Source organism: Vibrio sp. FF145 (genome assembly GCF_041439075.1).
GTDB classification, from domain to species: domain Bacteria; phylum Pseudomonadota; class Gammaproteobacteria; order Enterobacterales; family Vibrionaceae; genus Vibrio; species Vibrio tasmaniensis_A.
Window position 1 is genome coordinate 57,375 of sequence record NZ_JBGONH010000002.1, and the last position, 20,656, is coordinate 78,030.

Below are 20,656 nucleotides of genomic sequence, written 5' to 3' on the forward strand. Positions count from 1 at the left end.
AAAGGAATCAAAGCAATCAGCGCCAACTGCATCCAATAACTTCGAGCGGTGACGAGTTAATTGTAAATAAACCGTCAGAGATGGAGTGCTGATGGTTTTATTAGTTATTACATGATGTTAGATTTGAACCTATACTTGTTTTAACGGTGTGCATTCAAAGCCGGTTAATCAAGTTGAATATCGAATTCATAACATTTGAAGGGAGAGTCAAATGGGAACAGATTTCCGAAGCAAAGCCTCGCAGCGCACTCAGTTTTTCAGGTCTAATTTGAAGTCATGTGCAGTCATGCTGTCGCTAATTGCTCTATATCCCTCCGTTACACACGCCTCTGATACCGAATCAACTCCCGCTGTTACCGTTATTGAAACCACTCAACTGGTTGGTTTTGGTGAAGCAAAATATCCTGTCGACTTCACCCATTTCGATTACGTTAATCCGAATGCGCCAAAGCAAGGCAAAGTAACCTATGGCAGCATTGGTACCTACGATAGTTTTAATCGATTCGGTTCTCGCGGCGTTGCTGCCAGCTATACGGGTGAGATTTACGATACCTTGATGTTTTCTCCGAGCGACGAGATTGATGCGTATTATCCATTGATCGCTTCAAAGGTTCGCTACGCCAGTGATTTCACTTGGATGGAAATCGACATCAACCCAAATGCTAAATTCCAAGACGGTAAACCTATCACTGCGCATGATGTTGCTTTCACCTTTGACAAGTTTTCGAAAGAAGGTGTGCCTCAATATCGCGTGTATTACAAAGAAATCGAGTCAGTAACGGCTGTCTCTGATTCGGTTGTTCGTATTGAGATGAACAAGCCAAACCGCGAGAAGCTGTTTAGCTTTGCGCAAAGCACTCGTGTACTACCGAAACATTTCTGGAAAGACAGAAAGCTGTCTGAACCTCTAAGTGAGCCACCAGTAGGCAGTGGTCCCTATAAGATCATTAGCTACAAATCTGGTCAAAGCGTTACCTACGGTTTAGATGAAAATTACTGGGCTGCGGATCTACCCGTTAACGTTGGTCGCAATAACTTCAAGCAAGTGCAGTACGATTACTATCGCGATGACACCGTAATGCTGGAAGCCTTCAAAGCAGGGGAGTTCGATCTTCGAACTGAGAACTCGGCTAAGTTCTGGGCAAACTCTTACACGGGGGCGAACTTCGATAAAGGCTACATCATTAAAGAAGAGATCAACCATGAGAAGCCAGAGACGACTCAAGGTTTTGTCTTCAATATTCAATCTCCTGTGTTCTCAGATCCTAAAGTTCGAGAAGCGTTAACCTACGCGATGGACTTTGAGTGGATGAACAAGAACATGTTTTATGGTCAGTACAAACGTACTCGTAGTTACTTCCAAAACACCGACTATGAAGCGAAAGGCTTACCAAGCGCAGCTGAAGTTGAATTGCTGTCTCAGTACAAAGATCAAATCCCGCCAAGAGTTTTCACCGAAGAATTCCAGCCATCAGTCACCGATGGCAGCGGCCGTATTCGTAGCCAAATGCGTACTGCGTTCAAATTGCTGAAAGAAGCGGGCTGGGTATTGAAAGACAAAGTAATGACCAACGAAAAGACTGGCAAGCCGATGTCATTTGAGTTGTTGATTTACAGCCCAACCACAGAACGTATCGCAACACCTGTTCAAAAGAACCTGAAACGTATGGGGATCGAGATGAAGATCCGTACCATCGATACTACTCAGTACATCAAGCGTCTTCGTGATCGTGACTTCGATATGGTCTCTTCGTCATTTTCGGCAAACCCTTATCCTAGCCCGAACTTAATGATCGTTTGGAACTCTAACTACATTGATTCTACTTACAATACTGCAGGTGTAATGGATCCGGTGGTTGACGCGTTAACAGAAGAAATTGCGCGTAACCAACAGCATCCTGAAAAGCTTCTTACACTAGGTCGTTCACTTGACCGTGTATTGCAGTGGAATTTCTACAACATCCCGCAATGGCACGTTGGCGAGTACCGCGTCGCGATGTGGGACAAGTTTGAGCGTCCAGATGTATTGCCTAAATACGATTTAGGTATCGATACATGGTGGATTTCAGAAGAGAAGGCGGCATTGCTTCCTGAAAAACGTCGCTAGGAGTTAGTTAGCATGGCCGCGTATATATTTCGGCGTTTACTGTTGGTGATCCCCACGTTGTGGGCGATCATCACCATCAACTTTTTCATTATTCAGATCGCCCCGGGTGGTCCGGTAGAACAAGCCGTTGCTCAGTTAGAGGGGCATAACTCTGGAATCATGGAGCGCTTTTCTGGTGGTGGACAAGAAGTTGATTTAAGCGAAAGTGACCAAGCGTCTGCCAGTGGCTATAAAGGCTCGCGCGGGCTTGATCCTGAAGTGGTTGAAGAGATCAAAAAGCAGTTTGGTTTTGATAAACCGATTCACGTTCGCTACTTCGACATGTTGAAAAACTACGCGACCTTTAACTTCGGTGAAAGCCTGTTTAAAGGCGGCAACGTTATTGATCTCATCATCGAGCGTTTACCTGTATCCATTTCCTTAGGGCTATGGAGTACGTTAATCATTTATGTGATTTCGATACCCTTAGGCATTATGAAGGCGATACATCACGGATCTCGGTTTGATATTTGGTCGAGTGCGGTGGTGATTGTTGGCTATGCCGTACCGGGCTTCTTGTTTGCGATTATCCTGATTATTTTGTTCGCGAGTGGTAACTACTTCAGTTGGTTCCCATTGCGTGGGCTCGTGTCGAGTAACTTCGACCAACTCAACTGGTATCAGCAAATCGGTGATTACTTCTGGCATTTGGCTTTGCCTATTTTTGCAATGGTTATCGGTGGCTTTGCAACACTCAGCATGCTGACCAAAAACTCCTTCCTTGATGAAATCAATAAGCAATATGTGGTGACGGCGCGAGCGAAAGGTTTGGACGAGAGCAGCATTCTTTACAAGCACGTTTTCCGTAACGCGATGTTGATCATTATTGCCGGTTTCCCGAGTGCATTTATTAGTATTTTCTTCACGGGTTCTATGTTGATTGAAGTGATGTTTTCACTAGAAGGCATCGGTCTGCTTGGCTTTGAGTCGACCATTCAGCGAGATTACCCAGTGGTGTTCAGCTCTCTCTATATCATGACCTTGCTTGGCTTGGTGCTGAGCATTATCTCCGACCTGACGTATACCTGGGTTGATCCTCGAATTGATTTTGAAGCGCGTTAATGGCGAATGAATAAAAAGGTATTGATAATAAATGTTTAACAACCCTTTAGCTGAAGCTCGTTGGTTACGTTTTAAAGCAAACAAGCGTGGTTTTATCTCCCTTTGGATATTTACCATTTTGTTTGGATTGAGCCTGTTCGCTGAGATCATCGCCAACGATAAGCCACTCCTGGTTTCTTATGATAATCAGTGGTTTGTGCCGGTTATCAATGAGTATTCCGAAACCGAATTTGGCGGCGAGTTTGAAACCGAAGCGGATTATAAAGACCCTTATGTTATCGAACTCATTGAAGACAGCGGTTACATCGTGTGGCCCATCATTCCGTTTAGCTACGACACAATAAACTTCGATATTTCGGGCGCGGTGCCGTCGGAGCCTGACTCGGTGAACTGGTTAGGAACCGATGATAAAGGGCGAGATGTATTAGCTCGCATCATTTATGGGTTCCGTATTTCTGTCTTATTTGGCTTTATTCTGACGATTGTATCGAGCGTGATTGGTGTGGTTGTTGGGGCGACCCAAGGTTACTACGGTGGTTGGGTGGATCTGTTTGGTCAGCGCTTCATTGAAGTTTGGTCGGGCATGCCGACCCTGTTCTTGTTGATCATTCTATCGAGTTTTATCGAGCCGAACTTCTGGTGGTTGCTCGGGATTATGGTGTTGTTCAGTTGGATGAGTTTGGTTGGGATTGTGCGAGCTGAATTCCTACGTTGTCGAAACTTTGATTATGTAAGAGCCGCGCAAGCCATGGGCGTTGACGACAAACGCATTATGCTTCGCCACATGCTACCCAACGCGATGGTGGCTTCGTTAACCATGATGCCGTTTATCCTTTCAGGCTCGGTCACCACATTAACGTCGTTAGATTTCTTAGGCTTTGGTTTGCCTGCGGGTTCGCCTTCATTAGGTGAGCTATTGGCGCAAGGTAAAGCTAACTTGCAAGCGCCTTGGCTTGGCATTTCTGCTTTCGTCGTACTTTCATTGATGTTGACGTTACTTGTCTTCGTTGGTGAAGCGGTGCGTGATGCTTTCGACCCACATCAACAGAAGTAAGGATAGGTTATGACTTCAAATACAGTTCCTGCTTCAGGGTCAACAGCAGAGGCTTCGAATGCATCTCCAGTTCTGACCATAGATAAATTGTCTGTCGGGTTTGGGCGTAAAGACTCGATAGAACAAGTGACGCAAGACGTCTCGTTGGAGATATACAAAGGTGAGACACTCGCGCTGGTGGGCGAGAGTGGCTCCGGTAAATCGGTCACGGCTAACTCGATTTTAAAGCTGTTACCTAAAGGTTCATCGCACTACTTAAACGGTAAGATTAACTTCTCTGGCACCGATATTCTGAGTTGTTCTGAAAGGCAATTGCGAGGGATTCGTGGTGGTCGCATCGGCATGATCTTCCAAGAGCCTATGGTGTCGTTGAACCCACTTCATAGAGTCGGTAAGCAGCTGGTTGAAACTCTTTCTATTCACCGAGGAATGCGAACCAATAAAGCGCAAGCCTTGGCGATAGAGTGGCTTTCAAAGGTGGGTATTCGTTACCCAGAGCAAAAGATTTCAGCCTATCCTCACGAGCTATCTGGTGGAGAGCGTCAGCGTGTGATGATTGCGATGGCACTGATCAACGAGCCAGAGCTGCTTATCGCTGACGAGCCGACGACTGCGTTGGATGTATCAGTACAAGCGCAGATTCTCGACCTGTTAAAAGATCTGCAACAAGAGCTGGGTATGGCGATGCTCTTTATCACACACGATTTGAGTATCGTTCGTAAAATTGCCGACAGAGTGGCGGTAATGAAAGATGGTCGCTTGGTTGAAAGTAATGACTGCCATACCCTGTTTAATGCACCAGCTCACCCTTATACGCAAAAGCTTATCAACTCTGACCCGAAAGGTTTGCCCGTTCCAGTTTCTCCGGAAAGTGAACCTCTGCTCGATGTTAATCAACTTCGTGTTTGGTTCCCGATTACGGGCGGTTTATTCAAGCGAACCATTTCTCATGTCAAAGCTGTGACCGATATGGAGTTCACTTTGAAGAAAGGGCACTCAATCGGTCTAGTTGGAGAGAGTGGCTCTGGTAAATCAACAACTGGTATGGCGATATTGAAGTTGGTGGAGAGTGAAGGTTCAATTACCTACGCTGACGAACAAATTCAAGGCTTAAACCGTCAACAGATGCTACCGTTTCGAAGCCGTATGCAAGTGGTCTTTCAAGACCCATTCTCGGCGTTGAATCCAAGAATGTCAGTCGCTCAAGTGATTGGCGAGGGTTTGTTAGTGCATCAACAATTGGATGAGAACGAGCTTGACCAACGCATCTGCGACGTAATGAAAGAGGTCGACCTAGACCCAGAAACTCGTCACCGTTACCCAAATGAGTTCTCTGGCGGCCAAAGGCAGCGTATCGCGATTGCTCGTGCTTTGATTCTGAAGCCAGAGTTTATCTTGCTAGATGAACCTACGTCTTCGTTAGACAGAACCGTTCAAGCGCAGGTGCTGGATTTGCTGAAGTCACTTCAAGAAAAGTATGGTCTGACTTATCTCTTTATCAGTCATGATCTGAATGTCGTGAAATCCTTGTGTCATTACACCATCGTCATGAAAGCGGGCGAGGTAATAGAGAAGGGTGACACAGAAACCTTATTCGGCAATCCCCAGCATGAATACACCAAGCAACTTGTCAGCCTTTCGAATGTTGGTGGTGCGGTATAAAGTGGGTGCGTAACGAGAACAAAAGAGTGCTCGGTGAATTCAACATGGTCATTTAGTTGTTTTAAGATTACACTGCGCCCAATATTTCAGAAGTACATATTTAGGTAGAGGTCACCATGGACCAAGAACATTACGAAGACGCTGACTACGAAGGTCAAGAGCTGGGCGAAGAAGGCGAAGAGATTGAGATTGAAGCAATTGGTATTGATGTATCGTCTCAGCCCATCGAACTCTACAAAGTGTTTAAAATTGCTAACTTAGTGAGTGGTGGCGGTGAAGCTAAACACATCATTTCTGAAGGTTATGTAGCGGTTAATGGTGAATTAGAAACTCGTAAACGTCGTAAAATGTACGATGGCGACTTCTTTGAATTCAACCAAGAGTACTATGTAGTGGTGTGTGATCAGCCAGTACAAGAAGAATCAGAACAGCCGAAAAAGAAAGAAGCGCCTAAAAAAGAGAACAAGGCGAAGAAAGGTCAGTCTAAAAAGGATTCTAAGAAGAAAGAATCTAAGAAAAGCAAAGCAGAAATGCTAAGCGCAACGGCTGAACCAAAGAAAGAGAAAAAAGAGAAGAAAGAAAAAAATCCGAAAAAGAAAGCGGATACGCCAAAGCCAACACGTGACGACAAAAGCGGCCGTAACTCGATTGAATTCTTTTAAACTACAGTTCTAAACGACTGCTCTAAACTGCTTTTCTAAAACGAATCTTTTAAAACTATTCGTTTGAACATCAAGCAACGTTAGACCTAGGTTTTACGTTACGCAGATATCAAAAGGCTCACTAGTTAGTGAGCCTTTTTTGTATTTGTTTGTTAGCACAGCTAACGGCCAATAACGCTTATTCTCAGTGTCGAGTGCGAGAAGACGTCAGTTCTGATGCGCGAAGCTGAGCAACGGCTTTTGCGAGTTCAAGCTGAGCTTGTGCAAAGTTGATGTCTACATTGCCCTTATTGATATTCTCTAGGGCTGCATATTTCGCTTCTTCTGCGCGAGCGCGGTCAATATCTTGGCCGTGCAAGGCAGTATCGGCTAACACCGTTACCACATCCGGCTGAACTTCTAGCATCCCGCCAGAAACATACAGCACTTGCCCCTCTGATTTAGGATCTGTGACAAACACTGTTACGCCTGGCTTTATTTTACTGAGAAGCGGGGAGTGACCGGGGCGGATCCCCAGCTCACCATCAGCGCCAGAAACGGCTAAGGCATACGCTGGACCTGAAAACAGCGTACCTTCCGCACTTACAATATTAAGTTGAAATGTATTATCTGTAATTCCGATAGCCATGGTGCACCTGCCTCTTAGAGTGATTTTGCTTTGTTAAGCACTTCGTCGATAGAACCACAGTACAAGAATGCTTGCTCTGGGATATCGTCATATTCGCCGCCTAACAGGCCTTTAAAGCCTCTTAGTGTTTCGCTTAGCGGTACAAATACACCTTTCTGACCAGTAAACACTTCGGCTACGTGGTAAGGCTGAGTTAAGAAACGTTCAATCTTACGAGCGCGAGATACGGTCTGTTTGTCTTCCGTAGACAGCTCATCCATACCAAGAATCGCGATGATGTCTTTTAGCTCTTTGTAGCGTTGCAGCGTTGTTTGGACTTTTTGTGCAATGTCGTAGTGCTCTTGACCAACCACAAGCGGGTCCAATTGGCGAGATGTTGAATCCAATGGGTCGATTGCAGGGTAGAGGCCTAATGCAGCGATATTACGAGACAGTACAACGGTCGCATCTAAGTGAGCAAAGGTTGTTGCTGGCGATGGATCGGTCAAGTCATCCGCAGGTACGTATACCGCTTGGATAGACGTGATAGAGCCTTGTCTAGTCGAAGTGATACGCTCTTGAAGCACACCCATCTCTTCAGCGAGTGTTGGTTGGTAACCTACTGCTGAAGGCATACGACCTAACAGTGCTGACACCTCAGTCCCCGCAAGCGTGTAACGGTAAATGTTATCAATGAACAACAGTACGTCACGACCTTCATCACGGAAGCGCTCAGCCATAGTCAGGCCTGTAAGTGCAACACGTAGACGGTTTCCCGGTGGCTCGTTCATTTGGCCGTAAACCATGGCTACTTTGTCTAGTACACCCGCTTCTTTCATCTCGTAGTAGAAGTCGTTACCTTCACGAGTACGCTCACCAACACCAGTAAATACAGAGAGACCTGAGTGGGCTTTTGCGATGTTGTTGATAAGCTCCATCATGTTGACGGTTTTACCTACGCCAGCACCACCGAACAGACCGATTTTACCGCCCTTTGCGAACGGACAAATAAGGTCGATAACCTTAACGCCGGTCTCAAGAAGTTCAGTGCTGTTTGCTTGTTCTTCATAAGAGGGTGCTTCACGGTGAATTTCGTAGCTTTCTTTTTGACCGATTTCACCGCATTCATCGATGGGCTGACCTAGAACGTTCATGATACGGCCTAAAGTTTCTACGCCCACAGGAACGGTGATTGGAGAACCGGTGTTTTCAACAGTTAGGCCGCGGCGCAAGCCATCTGACGTACCCATTGCTATACAACGAACGATACTGCCACCCAGTTGTTGCTGAACTTCCAATACGAGCGAGCTTGCTTCCTCGCTAGTCACTTTCAATGCATCATAAACGCGTGGGCTGTTGCCGCCGCTGAACTCGACGTCTACCACCGCGCCGATAACTTTAACTATTTTTCCAACACTCATCTCTAAATCCTCAAATTCTATTCTTAACCCGCTCTTTTCTGCCTTTAGACAGCTTGAGCACCTGAGACTATTTCACTCAGTTCTTGGGTGATGGCAGCCTGTCGCGCTTTGTTGTATACCAACTGCAAATCATCGATGAGTTGGCCTGCGTTATCGGTCGCCGCTTTCATGGCCACCATTCGGGCTGCTTGCTCACAGGCAATGCTCTCTACGATGCCTTGATACACTTGCGATTCAATGTATCGATGTAACAGCTCAGAGAGGATGTCTCTTGGTGCTTGTTCATAGATGTAGTCCCAACGACGTGCTTTTTTCGCGCCTCCATCGGCCTCAGAATCTGAAGGGTGTGGCAGCAACTGCAAGGTCGTTGGTTCTTGAACCATGGTGTTGATGAACTGGTTATAAACGAGATACAAGCTGTCGATTTTTTCGTCGTCGTAATGCCCTAGCATCGCGTTAACCGTACCTAAAATGTCTTCTAATTTAGGCGCGTCACCAAGGCCTGACGTTTGCGCGATAACATTGCCGCTGCGTTGGAAGAACGAGATAGCCTTAGATCCCACTAAGGTTGTTTCTACCTCGACTCCTTTGGTGCGCCATTGCTCCATTTCTTCTAACACTTTCTTGAACAAGTTCGAGTTCAAGCCACCACATAAGCCCCGGTCGGACGAAATAATGATGTAAGCAACGCGTTTTGGTTCACGCTGTTGAAGGTAGGGATGCTGGTATTCCAGCGACCCTGATGCGACATGAGAGATAACTTTGCGCATGTTCTCCGCATATGGACGTGTTAGCGTCATATTGTCTTGAACCTTACGCATCTTACTTGCCGCAACCATCTCCATTGCACTGGTGATTTTCTGAGTGTTACTAACACTGCCTATCTTGGTGCGAATTTCTTTAGTATTTGCCATTATCTGCTCCTAATTTGTTTTGATTTCCAGCCAACAAACCGGAGCGTTTACCAAGCTTTCAACGCTACAAAGTCACCGAGAAGCTTTGCAAGAGCGCCATCAATTTCATCGTTGTAGTCACCATTAGCGTTGATGGTGTCGAACAACTCTGGGTTTTGACCTTTTGCGTAAGCAATCAATTCTTCTTCAAAACGTGCAATTTTGTTCAACTCTACGTCAGCCAAATAGCCTTTTTCTGCTGCATAGATAACCGTTGCTTGCTCAGCGACAGACATCGGCGAGTATTGCTTTTGCTTCATCAGTTCGGTTACACGCTCACCATGGTCAAGCTGCTTACGCGTCATGTCATCTAAGTCAGAAGAGAACTGAGCAAATGCGGCTAATTCGCGGTATTGAGCTAATGATGTACGGATACCACCAGACAGCTTCTTGATGATCTTGCACTGCGCTGCGCCACCCACACGAGATACCGAGATACCTGGGTCAACAGCAGGGCGTAGGCCTGAGTTAAACAGTTGGGTTTGTAGGAAAACCTGACCATCAGTAATTGAGATTACGTTGGTTGGTACAAACGCAGATACGTCACCCGCTTGAGTTTCAATGATAGGAAGCGCCGTCAGTGAGCCTGTTTGGCCTTTTACTTCACCGTTCGTAAACTTCTCTACATATTCCGCATTCACTCGTGCTGCACGTTCTAGTAGGCGTGAGTGGAGGTAGAATACGTCGCCAGGGAAGGCTTCACGACCCGGTGGGCGTTTCAGTAGCAATGAGATTTGACGGTAAGCGACGGCTTGTTTTGATAGGTCATCATAGATGATCAGTGCATCTTCACCGCGGTCACGGAAGTATTCGCCCATGGTGCAACCTGCATAAGGTGCTAGGTATTGAAGCGCGGCTGATTCTGATGCTGATGCTACAACAACTATGGTATTTTTAAGCGCATCGTGGTCTTCCAGTTTACGAACCACGTTAGCGATGGTTGAAGCTTTCTGGCCAATCGCCACGTACACACATTTGATGCCAGAATCTTTTTGATTGATGATTGCATCGATGGCTAGCGCCGTTTTACCTGTCTGACGGTCACCGATGATAAGTTCGCGTTGACCTCGACCGATAGGCACCATGGTGTCAACGGCTTTATAGCCTGTCTGAATTGGCTGATCGACGGACTTACGCTCGATTACGCCGGGTGCAATTACTTCAACTGGGTCGAGTCGGTCACAACTCACTGGGCCTTTGCCATCGATTGGCTCGCCTAATGTGTTCACTACACGGCCAAGAAGTCCATTACCGACAGGTACTTCTAAGATACGACCTGTCCCTTTCACTTTCATACCTTCAGAAAGGTCAGTGTAGGGACCCATAACCACGGCACCGACTGAGTGCGTGTCAAGGTTAAGAGCAAGAGCGTATTTGCAACCTGGAAGCTCGATCATCTCACCCTGCATGACATCCGCAAGGCCGTTAATGGTAATGATGCCGTCACGAACCGAGACTATAGTGCCTTCGTTGCGAGCTTCGGTGCTCACATTAAATTTCGAGATGCGATCTTTGATTAGATCGCTGATTTCATTTGAATTTAATTGCATAATTGTTACCTATCTCGCGTGAAGTTGATGGGCTAATCGGTTAATTGATGTGTTCAAAGAACCATCGATGACGGTTTCGCCCGCCTTGATTACGATCCCGCCAACCAGCGAGTCATCAATAACCTGTTCCATTTCAACCTGACGTTCTAATTTCTTCTCAAGTGCAGCAGTGAGTGATGTAACTTGATCTTGTGTAAGCAATTCTGAACTGGTGACAGTGACAGGGATTACACGTTCATGTTCGTCCTTTAGGTCGCTGAACAAGTTAAACAAGTCTCTGATCACTGCAAGACGGCCATTCTCAGCCAAGACTTTAATGAGATTAATGACGTGGTCATCAACGAGTCCTTGGCAAACGTGAATGATGAGATTGACCAGTTCTTCAGATTGCTGTGTATGAACACCTTCTGCTGATGAAATCTGTTTAGCGATCGTTTCTTCTTCCGCTACCGTCACAAGAATGGACAGCATTGAGTGCCACTCTTGTAACTTGTTTTCACCTAAAGCAAAGTCGAACGATGCTTTAGCATAGGGATGAGCAATATTGGTGTAATCTGACATATTGCCTCCGTTTAGAGTTCGCTTATCATTTGATCAACTAACGCTCGGTTCGTTTCAGAATCTAGGTTTTTGCTAATCAATTTCTGTGCACTTTGAATAACAGCATCTGCCATATCCGCCTGAAGTTCACGGCGTAACTTTTGACGTTCGCCTTCTAGCTCAGCTCTACCTTGTTCTAAGATGCGTGCCTTTTCTTGCTCACCTTCTTGGTGAGCTAAGGTGATGATTTCGTTGCGGCGTTTTTTGCCTTGCTCAATCAGTTCGGTCACATTTTTTTTCGCATCTGCGACGAGTTGTGCGCCATTTGATTTTGCTAGTTCTAGCTCTTTCGCTGCATTCTCTGAGTGGCGTAAACCATCAGCGATTTCTTTTTGGCGCTCGTCTAACATCGCGGTGAGAGGGGGCCATACATATTTCATGCATAGCCAAACAAAAATCACGAATGAGATTGCTTGACCAAACATGCTGGCATTTAAGTTCATACCTTCCTCACTAAATCTTGATTATTTACAAATCGATCTTTTCAAAGCTTTTAATTAAGCCACGGCAAAGATGATGTATAGACCGATACCAACACCGATCATCGGTACAGCATCTACAAGGCCCATCATGATGAAGAATTGAGTACGAAGCATTGGAGTAAGGTCTGGTTGACGAGCAACACCTTCAAGGTATTTACCTGCTAAGTTACCAATACCAGATGCTGCACCCGCTGCACCTAAACCGATCAGTAATGCACCTGCTACATATAAAACTGCGCTTACGATATCCATTTGTATCTCCGATAAATAATTTGTTAGTTAATTTTTAGTTATTAATTAATGGTGTTCTTCTGTTGCCATTGCTAAATAAACAACGGTCAGTACCATAAATATAAATGCTTGCAAGAATACGATTAATATGTGGAATAAGGCCCATGGAACACTAAGTGCCCATTGCATCCACCAAGGCATTAGTGCGATAAGGATGAATATCATCTCGCCTGCATACATATTTCCGAATAATCGTAAGCCTAGTGATATTGGCTTTGAAATTAATGTTATTAATTCAAGAACGAAGTTAACAGGATATAAAAGAGGGTTATCAAATGGCTGAGTAGTGAGCTCTTTGATAAAGCCTTTCAAACCTTTATTTTTTAACGTATAAGTTAACAGTAGAATAAACACACCGAGTGCCATCGACATTGGGACATTTACATCCGCTGTCGGTAGATCTCTAAAGTGTTCTAAACCCATTACACGAGTTAACCCTGGTATTAAATCAATTGGTAATAGGTCGACTGCATTCATTAACAACACCCAAACAAAAGTGGTTAATGCCAGTGGCCCTATTAATTTATCCTCCGCTTGAAAAATCTCTTTGACTAGGTTGTTAACGAAATCAAAGATAAGCTCGATAAAACATTGAAAACGACCTGGAACACCGCTAGTGCCCTTGGTCACTACATATCGAAAAGCTCCAATAAACAATAAACCCGTAATCCAAGATACCAACATTGAGTCAATGTTGAACGCCCAGAAACCATCACCTGTAGTTAAGAAGGTTAAGTGATGCTCTATGTATTCGTGAGCGGTAGTGACTTGATCCATACTACACGTACTCCGATCTTGTAGAGGCAGTAATAAATGGTGTTAAGAAGTACCCAATCATTGTGAAAATGTACGCGTATAATATTACTGGGTTATCCAATTTAAAAAACTGGAATGCCAAGATAAACATTAAGAACGTATAGGTTATTTTCACGACACGACTCATTTGCATTAAGTCACGTAAACTATAATTAGGATTCTTGTGCACCTTTAGGCTTGCATATATAAAACCAAACAGCGGTGGTAACATCGCGATTACGACACCCAAAGCTGAAGACTCCATATCTACTTTATTACCAAAAAACACTTCATATAAAACTACACCGACGGCTAATACTATTTGGCAGAGAATAACTCTTTTAGCAGCAACAAGGATGTCGCTACTTATTCCATTAATCCTCATAATAAAACCCTATATTTAACAGTGTAAGTCAATATAAAACACAGTTTGAATATGTTTTGTTACTAGCACTTACTTGTTAATAGCAATTTGACTTGTTAATAAACCTTTACTTGTTAACAAAGAAATAATCTTTCTGGCTTTATATCTCCTGACGAAATTAAACGATAAAAACTAATTCGCTATCGTTTCGACAAAATATAAACTACGCCTAAAATTATGTGATCAAAACGACAAAAAGCGACATCAATAATTCCATTTTTGAAATGAATGTTTTTCATTTATGAAAGTAATAGTTGAATAACTTTATTCATGAGAATTTTTAATGCTTTATTTTTAGCGAAAATGGGCGTTTTTGTGAAAGAGTTTTAGCTACCAATTGGGCAAGTTACGATCTTATCAATTACGTATATTCAAACACTTAGCGTCATTTATAAGTTGATTGTTGAGTGTGATTCTACAAGTGGATAAAGCAAGTTTAGTTAGCGATGAAAGCCGTCGTGCATTGAGTTATTTATTTGTACGACGTTCTCTATCTAGAAGTGATTATTTTTCAAAATAGTTTGTCGTGACTTCATTCTTAACGCCTTTCAGGCGATCCGAAACGGATAAGTCGGCGTTTAAGATGAATATGATGGAAGAAATTCAGCTCCTCACATGGATGTAAGGAGCTGAAGATAGGGTAAAAATCTGAAGGTTAGGGCACTAAGCCCAAGATAGAAAGGTCAAAACTCTGGATATTAGAGCTGGAATTTCTTGATGTGTTGCTCTATCAACCGCTTTTTAAGAAAACAAACTCAATCATGTCCCTCTATTCGTCTTCATAACTTAGATATTGAATACATAAGTCATGAAAGGCTTGTGCTTGTGGCGAGATCGTACGGTCAGCCAATCTGAAAATACCGATCTGACGCTGTAAGGGCGGGTCAATCAATGGAATCCAAACCAAACGGGTTTCATTGGTTGGGAAAGCCAGCTTAGGTAGTGTGGTCACGCCTATCCCGAGCTCTAACACTGAAAACAACGAAGTGATGTTCTCTACCGAATAAAGAGCCTGGTCGCTGAGCATTCGTGCCGGAGTTGGGTCAAGTAGGGTACAAGTACCGTTGCGAATGAAGGGTTGTTTTAACAAAGTTTGCCATTCTATTCCCTCTCGTTGAGAGGCGATGGGGTTATCTTTGAGGCAGACCACACCAATAGGGTCAGAGAGCAAAGGCGTGAAGTCGATACTCTCTTCTTCTAAATGGGAGCTATTTCCGAGGGCTACATCCACCTCTCCAGAGAGTAATCTCGCTTCCACACCTGCCGCATTATCGTCAATTAAGCTGACCTCAACATTGGGGTACTTTTCGCAAAAAGCCCCTAAAACACTAGGGATTAGTTTTGCGGCCACTGAAGGGACACTCGCTATTCGAACTCGCCCTTGTTGGCCTGCCGCGGCTGCGCGTAGGTCGTTATCTAATGCCTTGTAAACATTTAAGAATTGAATGATTTTCGGTAAACATATTTCGCCAAAAGGTGTCAGCGTCGATTTGTTGCCCGTTTCAAACAGTGGTTGGCCGAGAATTTTTTCTAGTTCTTTTATCGATGTTGAAAGTGCCGCTTGCGAGCGATTTGCTCGGTGAGATGCCGCTCTAAATCCGCCTTCTTCGACCACTAAAACAAAATGTTTTAACTGTTGTAGCTTAATACTCATGACAGGAATCCTTCTCTAGGCCTTGCTATACCTTACTTTTTTAAAGGTGATAGATTTTATTTATCAAATGCACAAAATTTACCGTTAGATTTATCAGCCGTCAAGGTGCAGTATTTAACTATCTTGAAACATAGTTGTTACAAAGTTGGATGGAATCGTGAACGCACAAACTAAAAAACACCCAGTAAAAACCGAGCTTTTCGCTTCAAAAGCACCACTAGAGTGGGCAATCGTTAATAACGGCACTCTATACACAGCGCAGATTCCAATTGATGAAACTGGCGCAGTAGTAGAAGGCGGTATCGAAGCGCAAACGCGTCAGACTTTTAACAACCTTGTTCATACGTTGGAGTGTGCAGGCGAATCTATGGATTCAGTGCTGCAAGTTCTGATTTACGTGACAGACCGTGAATATCTAAAAACGGTCAACAGCGTATACGGAGAATACTTCAATGCACCTTATCCAAACCGTGCTGCGGTCGTCGTTGCAGGGTTAGCAAGAGAAGAAATGTTGGTTGAGTTCGTGGTTTACGCATCAGCCTCTCAACCTGAATAAAGATACTGTGAACTGAGGCAATTTGCGGATTAAAGCTATTTGTTTGTAAAGAAATTAGTCTGTAAATATCTTTATTGATACAAGCGTCTTGGTTTAGTTTTAGATACAAGATTTAAACGTTATTTCTTATATAAATTAACGTTTTATTCATTAATCAGATGGTTGCCAGGCTCAAACGCAACCTAACCGTTACAAGGACAGAATGATGACTCAATTACAGAATGTTCAAGCAGAAAACGCACTTTACATTGGCGGCGAATGGCAAGCGGGTGTAAGCACCGTTGCGAACATTAACCCATCAGATATTTCTGAAAACATCGGTAACTTCGCACAAGCAAGTGCTGACCAAGTTCAACAGGCGATTTCAGCGGCGAAGCACGCTCAACCAGAGTGGGAAAAAACGCCGATTGAACGTAAGCAAGCAGTACTTCAAGCGATTGGTGACGAGCTGATTGCACGTTGTGATGAGCTAGGTACGTTGCTTTCTCGTGAAGAAGGTAAGCCTTTTGCTGAAGGTCGTGGCGAAATTTACCGTGCAGGTCAGTTCTTCCAGTACTTTGCGGCTGAAGTGCTTCGTCAAATTGGCGACAACGCAGAATCAGTACGCCCAGGCGTTTCTGTAGAAGTGACTCGTGAAGCGGTGGGTGTTATCGGCATCATCTCTCCTTGGAACTTCCCGACAGCGACTGCTGCTTGGAAAATCGCTCCAGCGCTTGCTTTCGGTAACAGCGTTATCTGGAAACCAGCAAACCTAACACCAGCAAGTGCGGTTGCATTAACGGAAATCATCCACCGTCAAGGCATGCCAGCAGGCACGTTTAACCTTGTTCTAGGTAGTGGTTCAGAAGTAGGTGATGCACTGATCAACTCTAAAGAAGTGAATGGTGTGAGCTTTACTGGTTCTGTTGATACAGGTCGTAAGGTTGCGGCGGCTACAGCGCCAAACTTCGTTCGTTGCCAACTAGAAATGGGCAGTAAGAACGCACTTGTGGTTGCTGATGATGCGGATATCCAAACAGCTGTTGATGCGACTATCGCAGGTTCGTTCTCTGGCGCGGGTCAAAAATGTACAGCATCTTCTCGTCTAGTGGTTATGGATGGCATTCACGACCAATACGTTGAAGCACTGATCAAACGTATGAGCGAGCTTAAAGTGGGTCACGCACTAGAAGACGGCGTATTCATGGGCCCTGTTGTCGATGGTAACCAACTTGAAGCAAACCTTGGTTGGGTTGAGAAAGCACGTCAAAGCGGCGGTGAGCTAGCATTTGGTGGCGAACGCCTAAGCATGAAACACGAAGGTTTCTACATGTCTCCAACGCTGTTCTTGAATACTAAGAACGATTGGGAAGTGAACCAAGAAGAAGTGTTTGCACCAATGGCAAGCGTGATTCGTGTAGCCGACTTAGAAGAAGCTATCGCGACAACAAACGATACTCGCTTTGGTCTAACGGGCGGCATCATTACTCAAAGCCTACGTACTAGCGCAATGTTCAAGCAACAAGCGCAAACAGGTTGTGTGATGGTGAACCTACCAACAGCAGGCACCGACTACCACGTACCGTTTGGTGGTCGTAAAGAGTCTAGCTTCGGTCCTCGTGAGCAAGGTCAGTACGCGAAAGAGTTCTACACAGTAGTGAAGACAGCTTACCAGCGTCCTTACTAATCAACTTTCTATATAAGAATTGGATAGCTGAAGATATTAAGTCTCTAGCTATCCAGCTATCGAATTGGCCTGATTCACAGAGTCAGGCCAACATCCCAACCAAAGCAGCAAACGAAATTAGACAAGTGATTTAACCCAGTTTTGAAAACATGTTATTTGAGCGTGTTTTCAAAACCGAGCTAGAACACTGAGCTTTCAATAGGAGTGGTTATGTACCAGCAACGGATTGTTATAGATGGATTGCAATACTGCAATTGGAACAGAGAATATTTCCAAACACTAAAGGCGAGCGGCATTACAGCAGTTCACGCTACCGCGGTTTACCACGAGACAGCTCGTGAAACCTTATCTCGCTTTGCAGAATGGAACTTAAGATTCGAGCAAAATGCAGACATTATCATGCCGATTCATTCAATGGCTGATGTTGAAACTGCAAAAGCGACCGGCAAAGTCGGCATTTTCCTTGGTGCTCAAAACTGTTCTCCAATCGACGATGAGATTGGTCTTATCGAAGTGATGCGCAAGCAAGGTCTTTTGATCATGCAGCTTACTTACAACAACCAGAGCTTATTGGCGACGGGTTGTTACGAGAAGAACGACACTGGTATCACGCGCTTTGGTAAGCAAGCTATCGAAGAGATGAACCGAGTGGGCATGATCATCGATATGTCTCACAGTGCGGAGCGTTCAACGCTTGAAGCGATTGACCTGTCTTCTCGTCCTATTTGTATCAGCCACGCGAACCCAACGTTTGCTCATGATGCACTACGAAACAAATCAAACGATGTGATTAAAGCCCTAACCGAACGCGGTGGCTTAATTGGATTCAGCTTGTACCCATTCCACCTACCAAATGGCAGCCAATGTACGTTGGAAGATTTCTGCCAAATGGTTGCGACGACCGCTGACATGGTTGGCGTAGAACACCTAGGTATTGGTAGTGACCTATGCTTAAACCAACCTCAAGCCGTTCTTGAATGGATGAGAAATGGTCGTTGGTCTAAAGCAATGGACTACGGTGAAGGCTCTGCGAACAACTCAGGTTGGCCAGATGCGTTGCCTTGGTTCTGTGGTAGTGCGGGTATGGAAAATATTTATAACGGATTGATGCGTCATGGTTTCAGTGAGTCTGAAGCTGGGCAAGTCTTGGGAGAAAACTGGTTTAACTTCTTGAAAGATGGCCTAGAGCCTCAAAGCAAGGGTTAAGTGCTTTCTCACTAGTAATCATCGAATTAGCAGCCTTCTAATAAACGTTCATTTAGACGTGCTGTTGTAACCAATTTCACTATTCAAAAGGAACAACGGTCTATTTCGCAACGCGGTAACCCAAACATGGATTAGCCTGCCCAACACAAAAAACAATAGGGCAGGTGTTAAATACACCTCTTGTAGTCATCATTAAAATGACAGCTGCAAAGAAACCTCTGGAGTCAGAGTATGTCTGATTTAACCAATAGCGTGAAATCTTCAAACGTAAATGCGGGTCAAGCACACACAGCAAGCAACAAAACAAGTAACACAAACCAGTCTGAATCGACTTCAGACAAATTAGGACTTACCAACCCAGCATTATGGTACAGCGGCGGGTTTATCGCTCTGTTCGTAACGCTTGCTTTGTTTGATGGGGAGCTACTCTCTACCCTAGTAAACACGGGCTTTGCTTGGTCTGTAAAAGTGTTCGGCCCTTATTGGCAAATGCTTCTTCTTCTGACTTTTCTTATTGGTCTTGGCCTGGCGGCAGGGCGAACAGGCAAGGTTATCCTAGGCGGCATCGCGAAACCGGAAATGGATGGCTTCCGTTGGATGGCTATCATTTTCTGTACGCTACTTGCGGGCGGCGGTGTATTTTGGGCAGCAGCAGAGCCTATCGCACACTACGTTAACCCACCACCGTTGTATGGCGCACAAGAAAACGCACAGCAAGGCGCAGTGAATGCGTTATCACAATCATTCATGCACTGGGGCTTCCTCGCATGGGCAATTGTGGGCAGCTTGACGTCTATCGTGGTAATGCACCTTCACTACGACAAAGGCTTGCCTCTTAAACCTCGTATTTTGCTTTACCCAGTTTTGGGCGAAAGAGCACTGAAAGGCCATACCGGCGCACTGATTGATGCATGTTGTATTGTCGCTGTAGCGGCGGGTACCATCGGTCCGATCGGCTTCTTGGGCTTGCAAGTCAGCTACGCTCTGAATGAACTGTTTGGTATTCCAGATGGCTTCACAACTCAGCTAATCATTATCTTGTTCGCTATCGTGCTTTACACATTGTCTGCATTAAGTGGTCTAAACCGCGGAATGCAGATGCTAAGCCGTTACAACGTAATTTTAGCAATGGCATTGATGGTTTACATCCTTATCTTTGGTCCAACGAACTTCATCTTCAATGGCTACATCCAAGGTGTAGGCAGCATGATAGATAACTTCATCCCAATGGCAACATACCGTGGTGACGAAGGTTGGTTAAGCTGGTGGACAGTGTTCTTCTGGGGTTGGTTCTTAGGTTACGGTCCAATGATGGCAATCTTTATCGCTCGTATTTCACGCGGTCGTAGTATTCGCCAATTGGTATCAACCATTAGCCTTATCGCACCGTTTGTAACTTGTTTCTGGTTCACGATTGTTGGTGGCTCTGGTCTTGCGTTCGAAATTGCGGACCCAGGCAGCGTAAGTAAAGCGTTCGAAGGCTTCAACTTACCAGGCGCGCTACTGGCGGTAACTCAGCAGTTACCTATGCCGATGCTTATTTCTATTCTGTTCTTGATCTTAACCACGATCTTCATCGTAACGACCGGTGACTCGATGACTTACACCATTAGTGTGGTAGTCAGTGGTGAGACTGAGCCTAACGCAATTATTCGTACCTTCTGGGGTGTGATGATGGGGGTAACAGCGTTGATTCTGATTTCCCTAGGTTCTGGCGGCATTTCAGCGCTGCAATCGTTCATCGTAATCACAGCGGTACCAGTGTCCATAATCTTACTGCCATCGCTCTGGAATGCGCCTCAAATCGCAATCAAGATGGCAAAAGAACAGGGTTTGTAGAAGAGCCGAGTTTATAAAAGAGCAGG

General features: G+C 44.9%; 19 protein-coding genes. 9 read left to right on the top strand and 10 right to left on the bottom strand.

Features of this window, described 5'->3' with window-relative positions; all coding sequences use genetic code 11:
* The first annotated feature begins 211 nt into the window (after positions 1 to 211).
* From ACED42_RS01315 to ACED42_RS01335, 5 genes are all read left to right on the top strand, one after another.
* Positions 212 to 2,107, top strand: a complete 1,896-nt coding sequence (locus ACED42_RS01315) for an extracellular solute-binding protein (protein ID WP_269335102.1) — start codon at positions 212 to 214, stop codon at positions 2,105 to 2,107.
* A 12-nt stretch (positions 2,108 to 2,119) separates the two neighbouring features.
* On the top strand, positions 2,120 to 3,208 hold the full coding sequence (locus tag ACED42_RS01320; RefSeq protein WP_004730359.1) for a microcin C ABC transporter permease YejB: 1,089 nt from the start codon (positions 2,120 to 2,122) through the stop codon (positions 3,206 to 3,208).
* Between the two features lie 31 nt (positions 3,209 to 3,239).
* Complete coding sequence (locus tag ACED42_RS01325; protein WP_012600800.1) at positions 3,240 to 4,262, top strand: ABC transporter permease; 1,023 nt, start codon at positions 3,240 to 3,242, stop codon at positions 4,260 to 4,262.
* 9 nt (positions 4,263 to 4,271) lie between these two features.
* Positions 4,272 to 5,924, top strand: coding sequence for a microcin C ABC transporter ATP-binding protein YejF (gene yejF / locus ACED42_RS01330; RefSeq protein ID WP_371701076.1), 1,653 nt, complete (start codon positions 4,272 to 4,274; stop codon positions 5,922 to 5,924).
* A 116-nt stretch (positions 5,925 to 6,040) separates the two neighbouring features.
* Positions 6,041 to 6,586, top strand: coding sequence for an RNA-binding S4 domain-containing protein (locus tag ACED42_RS01335; protein ID WP_371701078.1), 546 nt, complete (start codon positions 6,041 to 6,043; stop codon positions 6,584 to 6,586).
* 184 nt (positions 6,587 to 6,770) lie between these two features.
* On the opposite strand, the gene ACED42_RS01340 is transcribed toward ACED42_RS01335, so the two are convergent.
* The 10 genes from ACED42_RS01340 to ACED42_RS01385 all read right to left on the bottom strand — a co-directional run bounded on the left by ACED42_RS01340 (position 6,771) and on the right by ACED42_RS01385 (position 15,363).
* A complete protein-coding gene (locus tag ACED42_RS01340) occupies positions 6,771 to 7,214 on the bottom strand; it encodes a F0F1 ATP synthase subunit epsilon (RefSeq protein WP_004730391.1) in 444 nt (147 codons plus the stop codon).
* Positions 7,215 to 7,228: 14 nt separating this feature from the next.
* The gene (gene atpD / locus ACED42_RS01345; RefSeq protein ID WP_108195932.1) at positions 7,229 to 8,614 is read right to left on the bottom strand and encodes a F0F1 ATP synthase subunit beta; all 1,386 of its coding nucleotides are present in this window, start codon (positions 8,612 to 8,614) and stop codon (positions 7,229 to 7,231) included.
* Positions 8,615 to 8,658: 44 nt separating this feature from the next.
* Complete coding sequence (gene atpG, locus ACED42_RS01350) at positions 8,659 to 9,528, bottom strand: F0F1 ATP synthase subunit gamma (RefSeq protein ID WP_009844931.1); 870 nt, start codon at positions 9,526 to 9,528, stop codon at positions 8,659 to 8,661.
* Positions 9,529 to 9,575: 47 nt separating this feature from the next.
* Complete coding sequence (gene atpA / locus ACED42_RS01355) at positions 9,576 to 11,117, bottom strand: F0F1 ATP synthase subunit alpha (RefSeq protein ID WP_371701080.1); 1,542 nt, start codon at positions 11,115 to 11,117, stop codon at positions 9,576 to 9,578.
* Positions 11,118 to 11,126: 9 nt separating this feature from the next.
* Positions 11,127 to 11,678, bottom strand: a complete 552-nt coding sequence (locus ACED42_RS01360) for a F0F1 ATP synthase subunit delta (protein WP_009844933.1) — start codon at positions 11,676 to 11,678, stop codon at positions 11,127 to 11,129.
* Positions 11,679 to 11,689: 11 nt separating this feature from the next.
* Entirely contained in the window at positions 11,690 to 12,160 is a 471-nt protein-coding gene (locus ACED42_RS01365; protein WP_004730401.1) for a F0F1 ATP synthase subunit B, read from the bottom strand.
* 54 nt (positions 12,161 to 12,214) lie between these two features.
* Positions 12,215 to 12,451 carry a F0F1 ATP synthase subunit C gene (atpE, locus tag ACED42_RS01370; RefSeq protein ID WP_004730405.1) on the bottom strand — a complete coding sequence of 79 codons (237 nt, stop codon included), beginning with the start codon at positions 12,449 to 12,451 and terminating at the stop codon, positions 12,215 to 12,217.
* A 45-nt stretch (positions 12,452 to 12,496) separates the two neighbouring features.
* Entirely contained in the window at positions 12,497 to 13,267 is a 771-nt protein-coding gene (atpB, locus tag ACED42_RS01375; protein ID WP_017111917.1) for a F0F1 ATP synthase subunit A, read from the bottom strand.
* Position 13,268: 1 nt separating this feature from the next.
* Entirely contained in the window at positions 13,269 to 13,670 is a 402-nt protein-coding gene (locus ACED42_RS01380) for an ATP synthase subunit I (protein WP_371701082.1), read from the bottom strand.
* Between the two features lie 808 nt (positions 13,671 to 14,478).
* The gene (locus ACED42_RS01385; RefSeq protein WP_371701084.1) at positions 14,479 to 15,363 is read right to left on the bottom strand and encodes a LysR substrate-binding domain-containing protein; all 885 of its coding nucleotides are present in this window, start codon (positions 15,361 to 15,363) and stop codon (positions 14,479 to 14,481) included.
* A 157-nt stretch (positions 15,364 to 15,520) separates the two neighbouring features.
* Between ACED42_RS01385 and ACED42_RS01390 the strand changes: the two genes are divergently transcribed.
* The 4 genes from ACED42_RS01390 (at position 15,521) to ACED42_RS01405 (ending at position 20,630) form a co-directional block, all read left to right on the top strand.
* Positions 15,521 to 15,919: a RidA family protein gene (locus tag ACED42_RS01390; protein ID WP_004730412.1), complete on the top strand. Its 399-nt coding sequence runs from the start codon at positions 15,521 to 15,523 to the stop codon at positions 15,917 to 15,919.
* Positions 15,920 to 16,124: 205 nt separating this feature from the next.
* Positions 16,125 to 17,585: an aldehyde dehydrogenase family protein gene (locus tag ACED42_RS01395; RefSeq protein WP_269335105.1), complete on the top strand. Its 1,461-nt coding sequence runs from the start codon at positions 16,125 to 16,127 to the stop codon at positions 17,583 to 17,585.
* A gap of 210 nt (positions 17,586 to 17,795) precedes the next feature.
* Positions 17,796 to 18,791 (top strand): membrane dipeptidase, encoded by a 996-nt coding sequence (locus ACED42_RS01400; RefSeq protein WP_122047072.1) that lies wholly within the window; start codon positions 17,796 to 17,798, stop codon positions 18,789 to 18,791.
* A gap of 231 nt (positions 18,792 to 19,022) precedes the next feature.
* Entirely contained in the window at positions 19,023 to 20,630 is a 1,608-nt protein-coding gene (locus tag ACED42_RS01405) for a BCCT family transporter (protein ID WP_371701086.1), read from the top strand.
* The last annotated feature ends 26 nt before the right edge of the window (positions 20,631 to 20,656 follow it).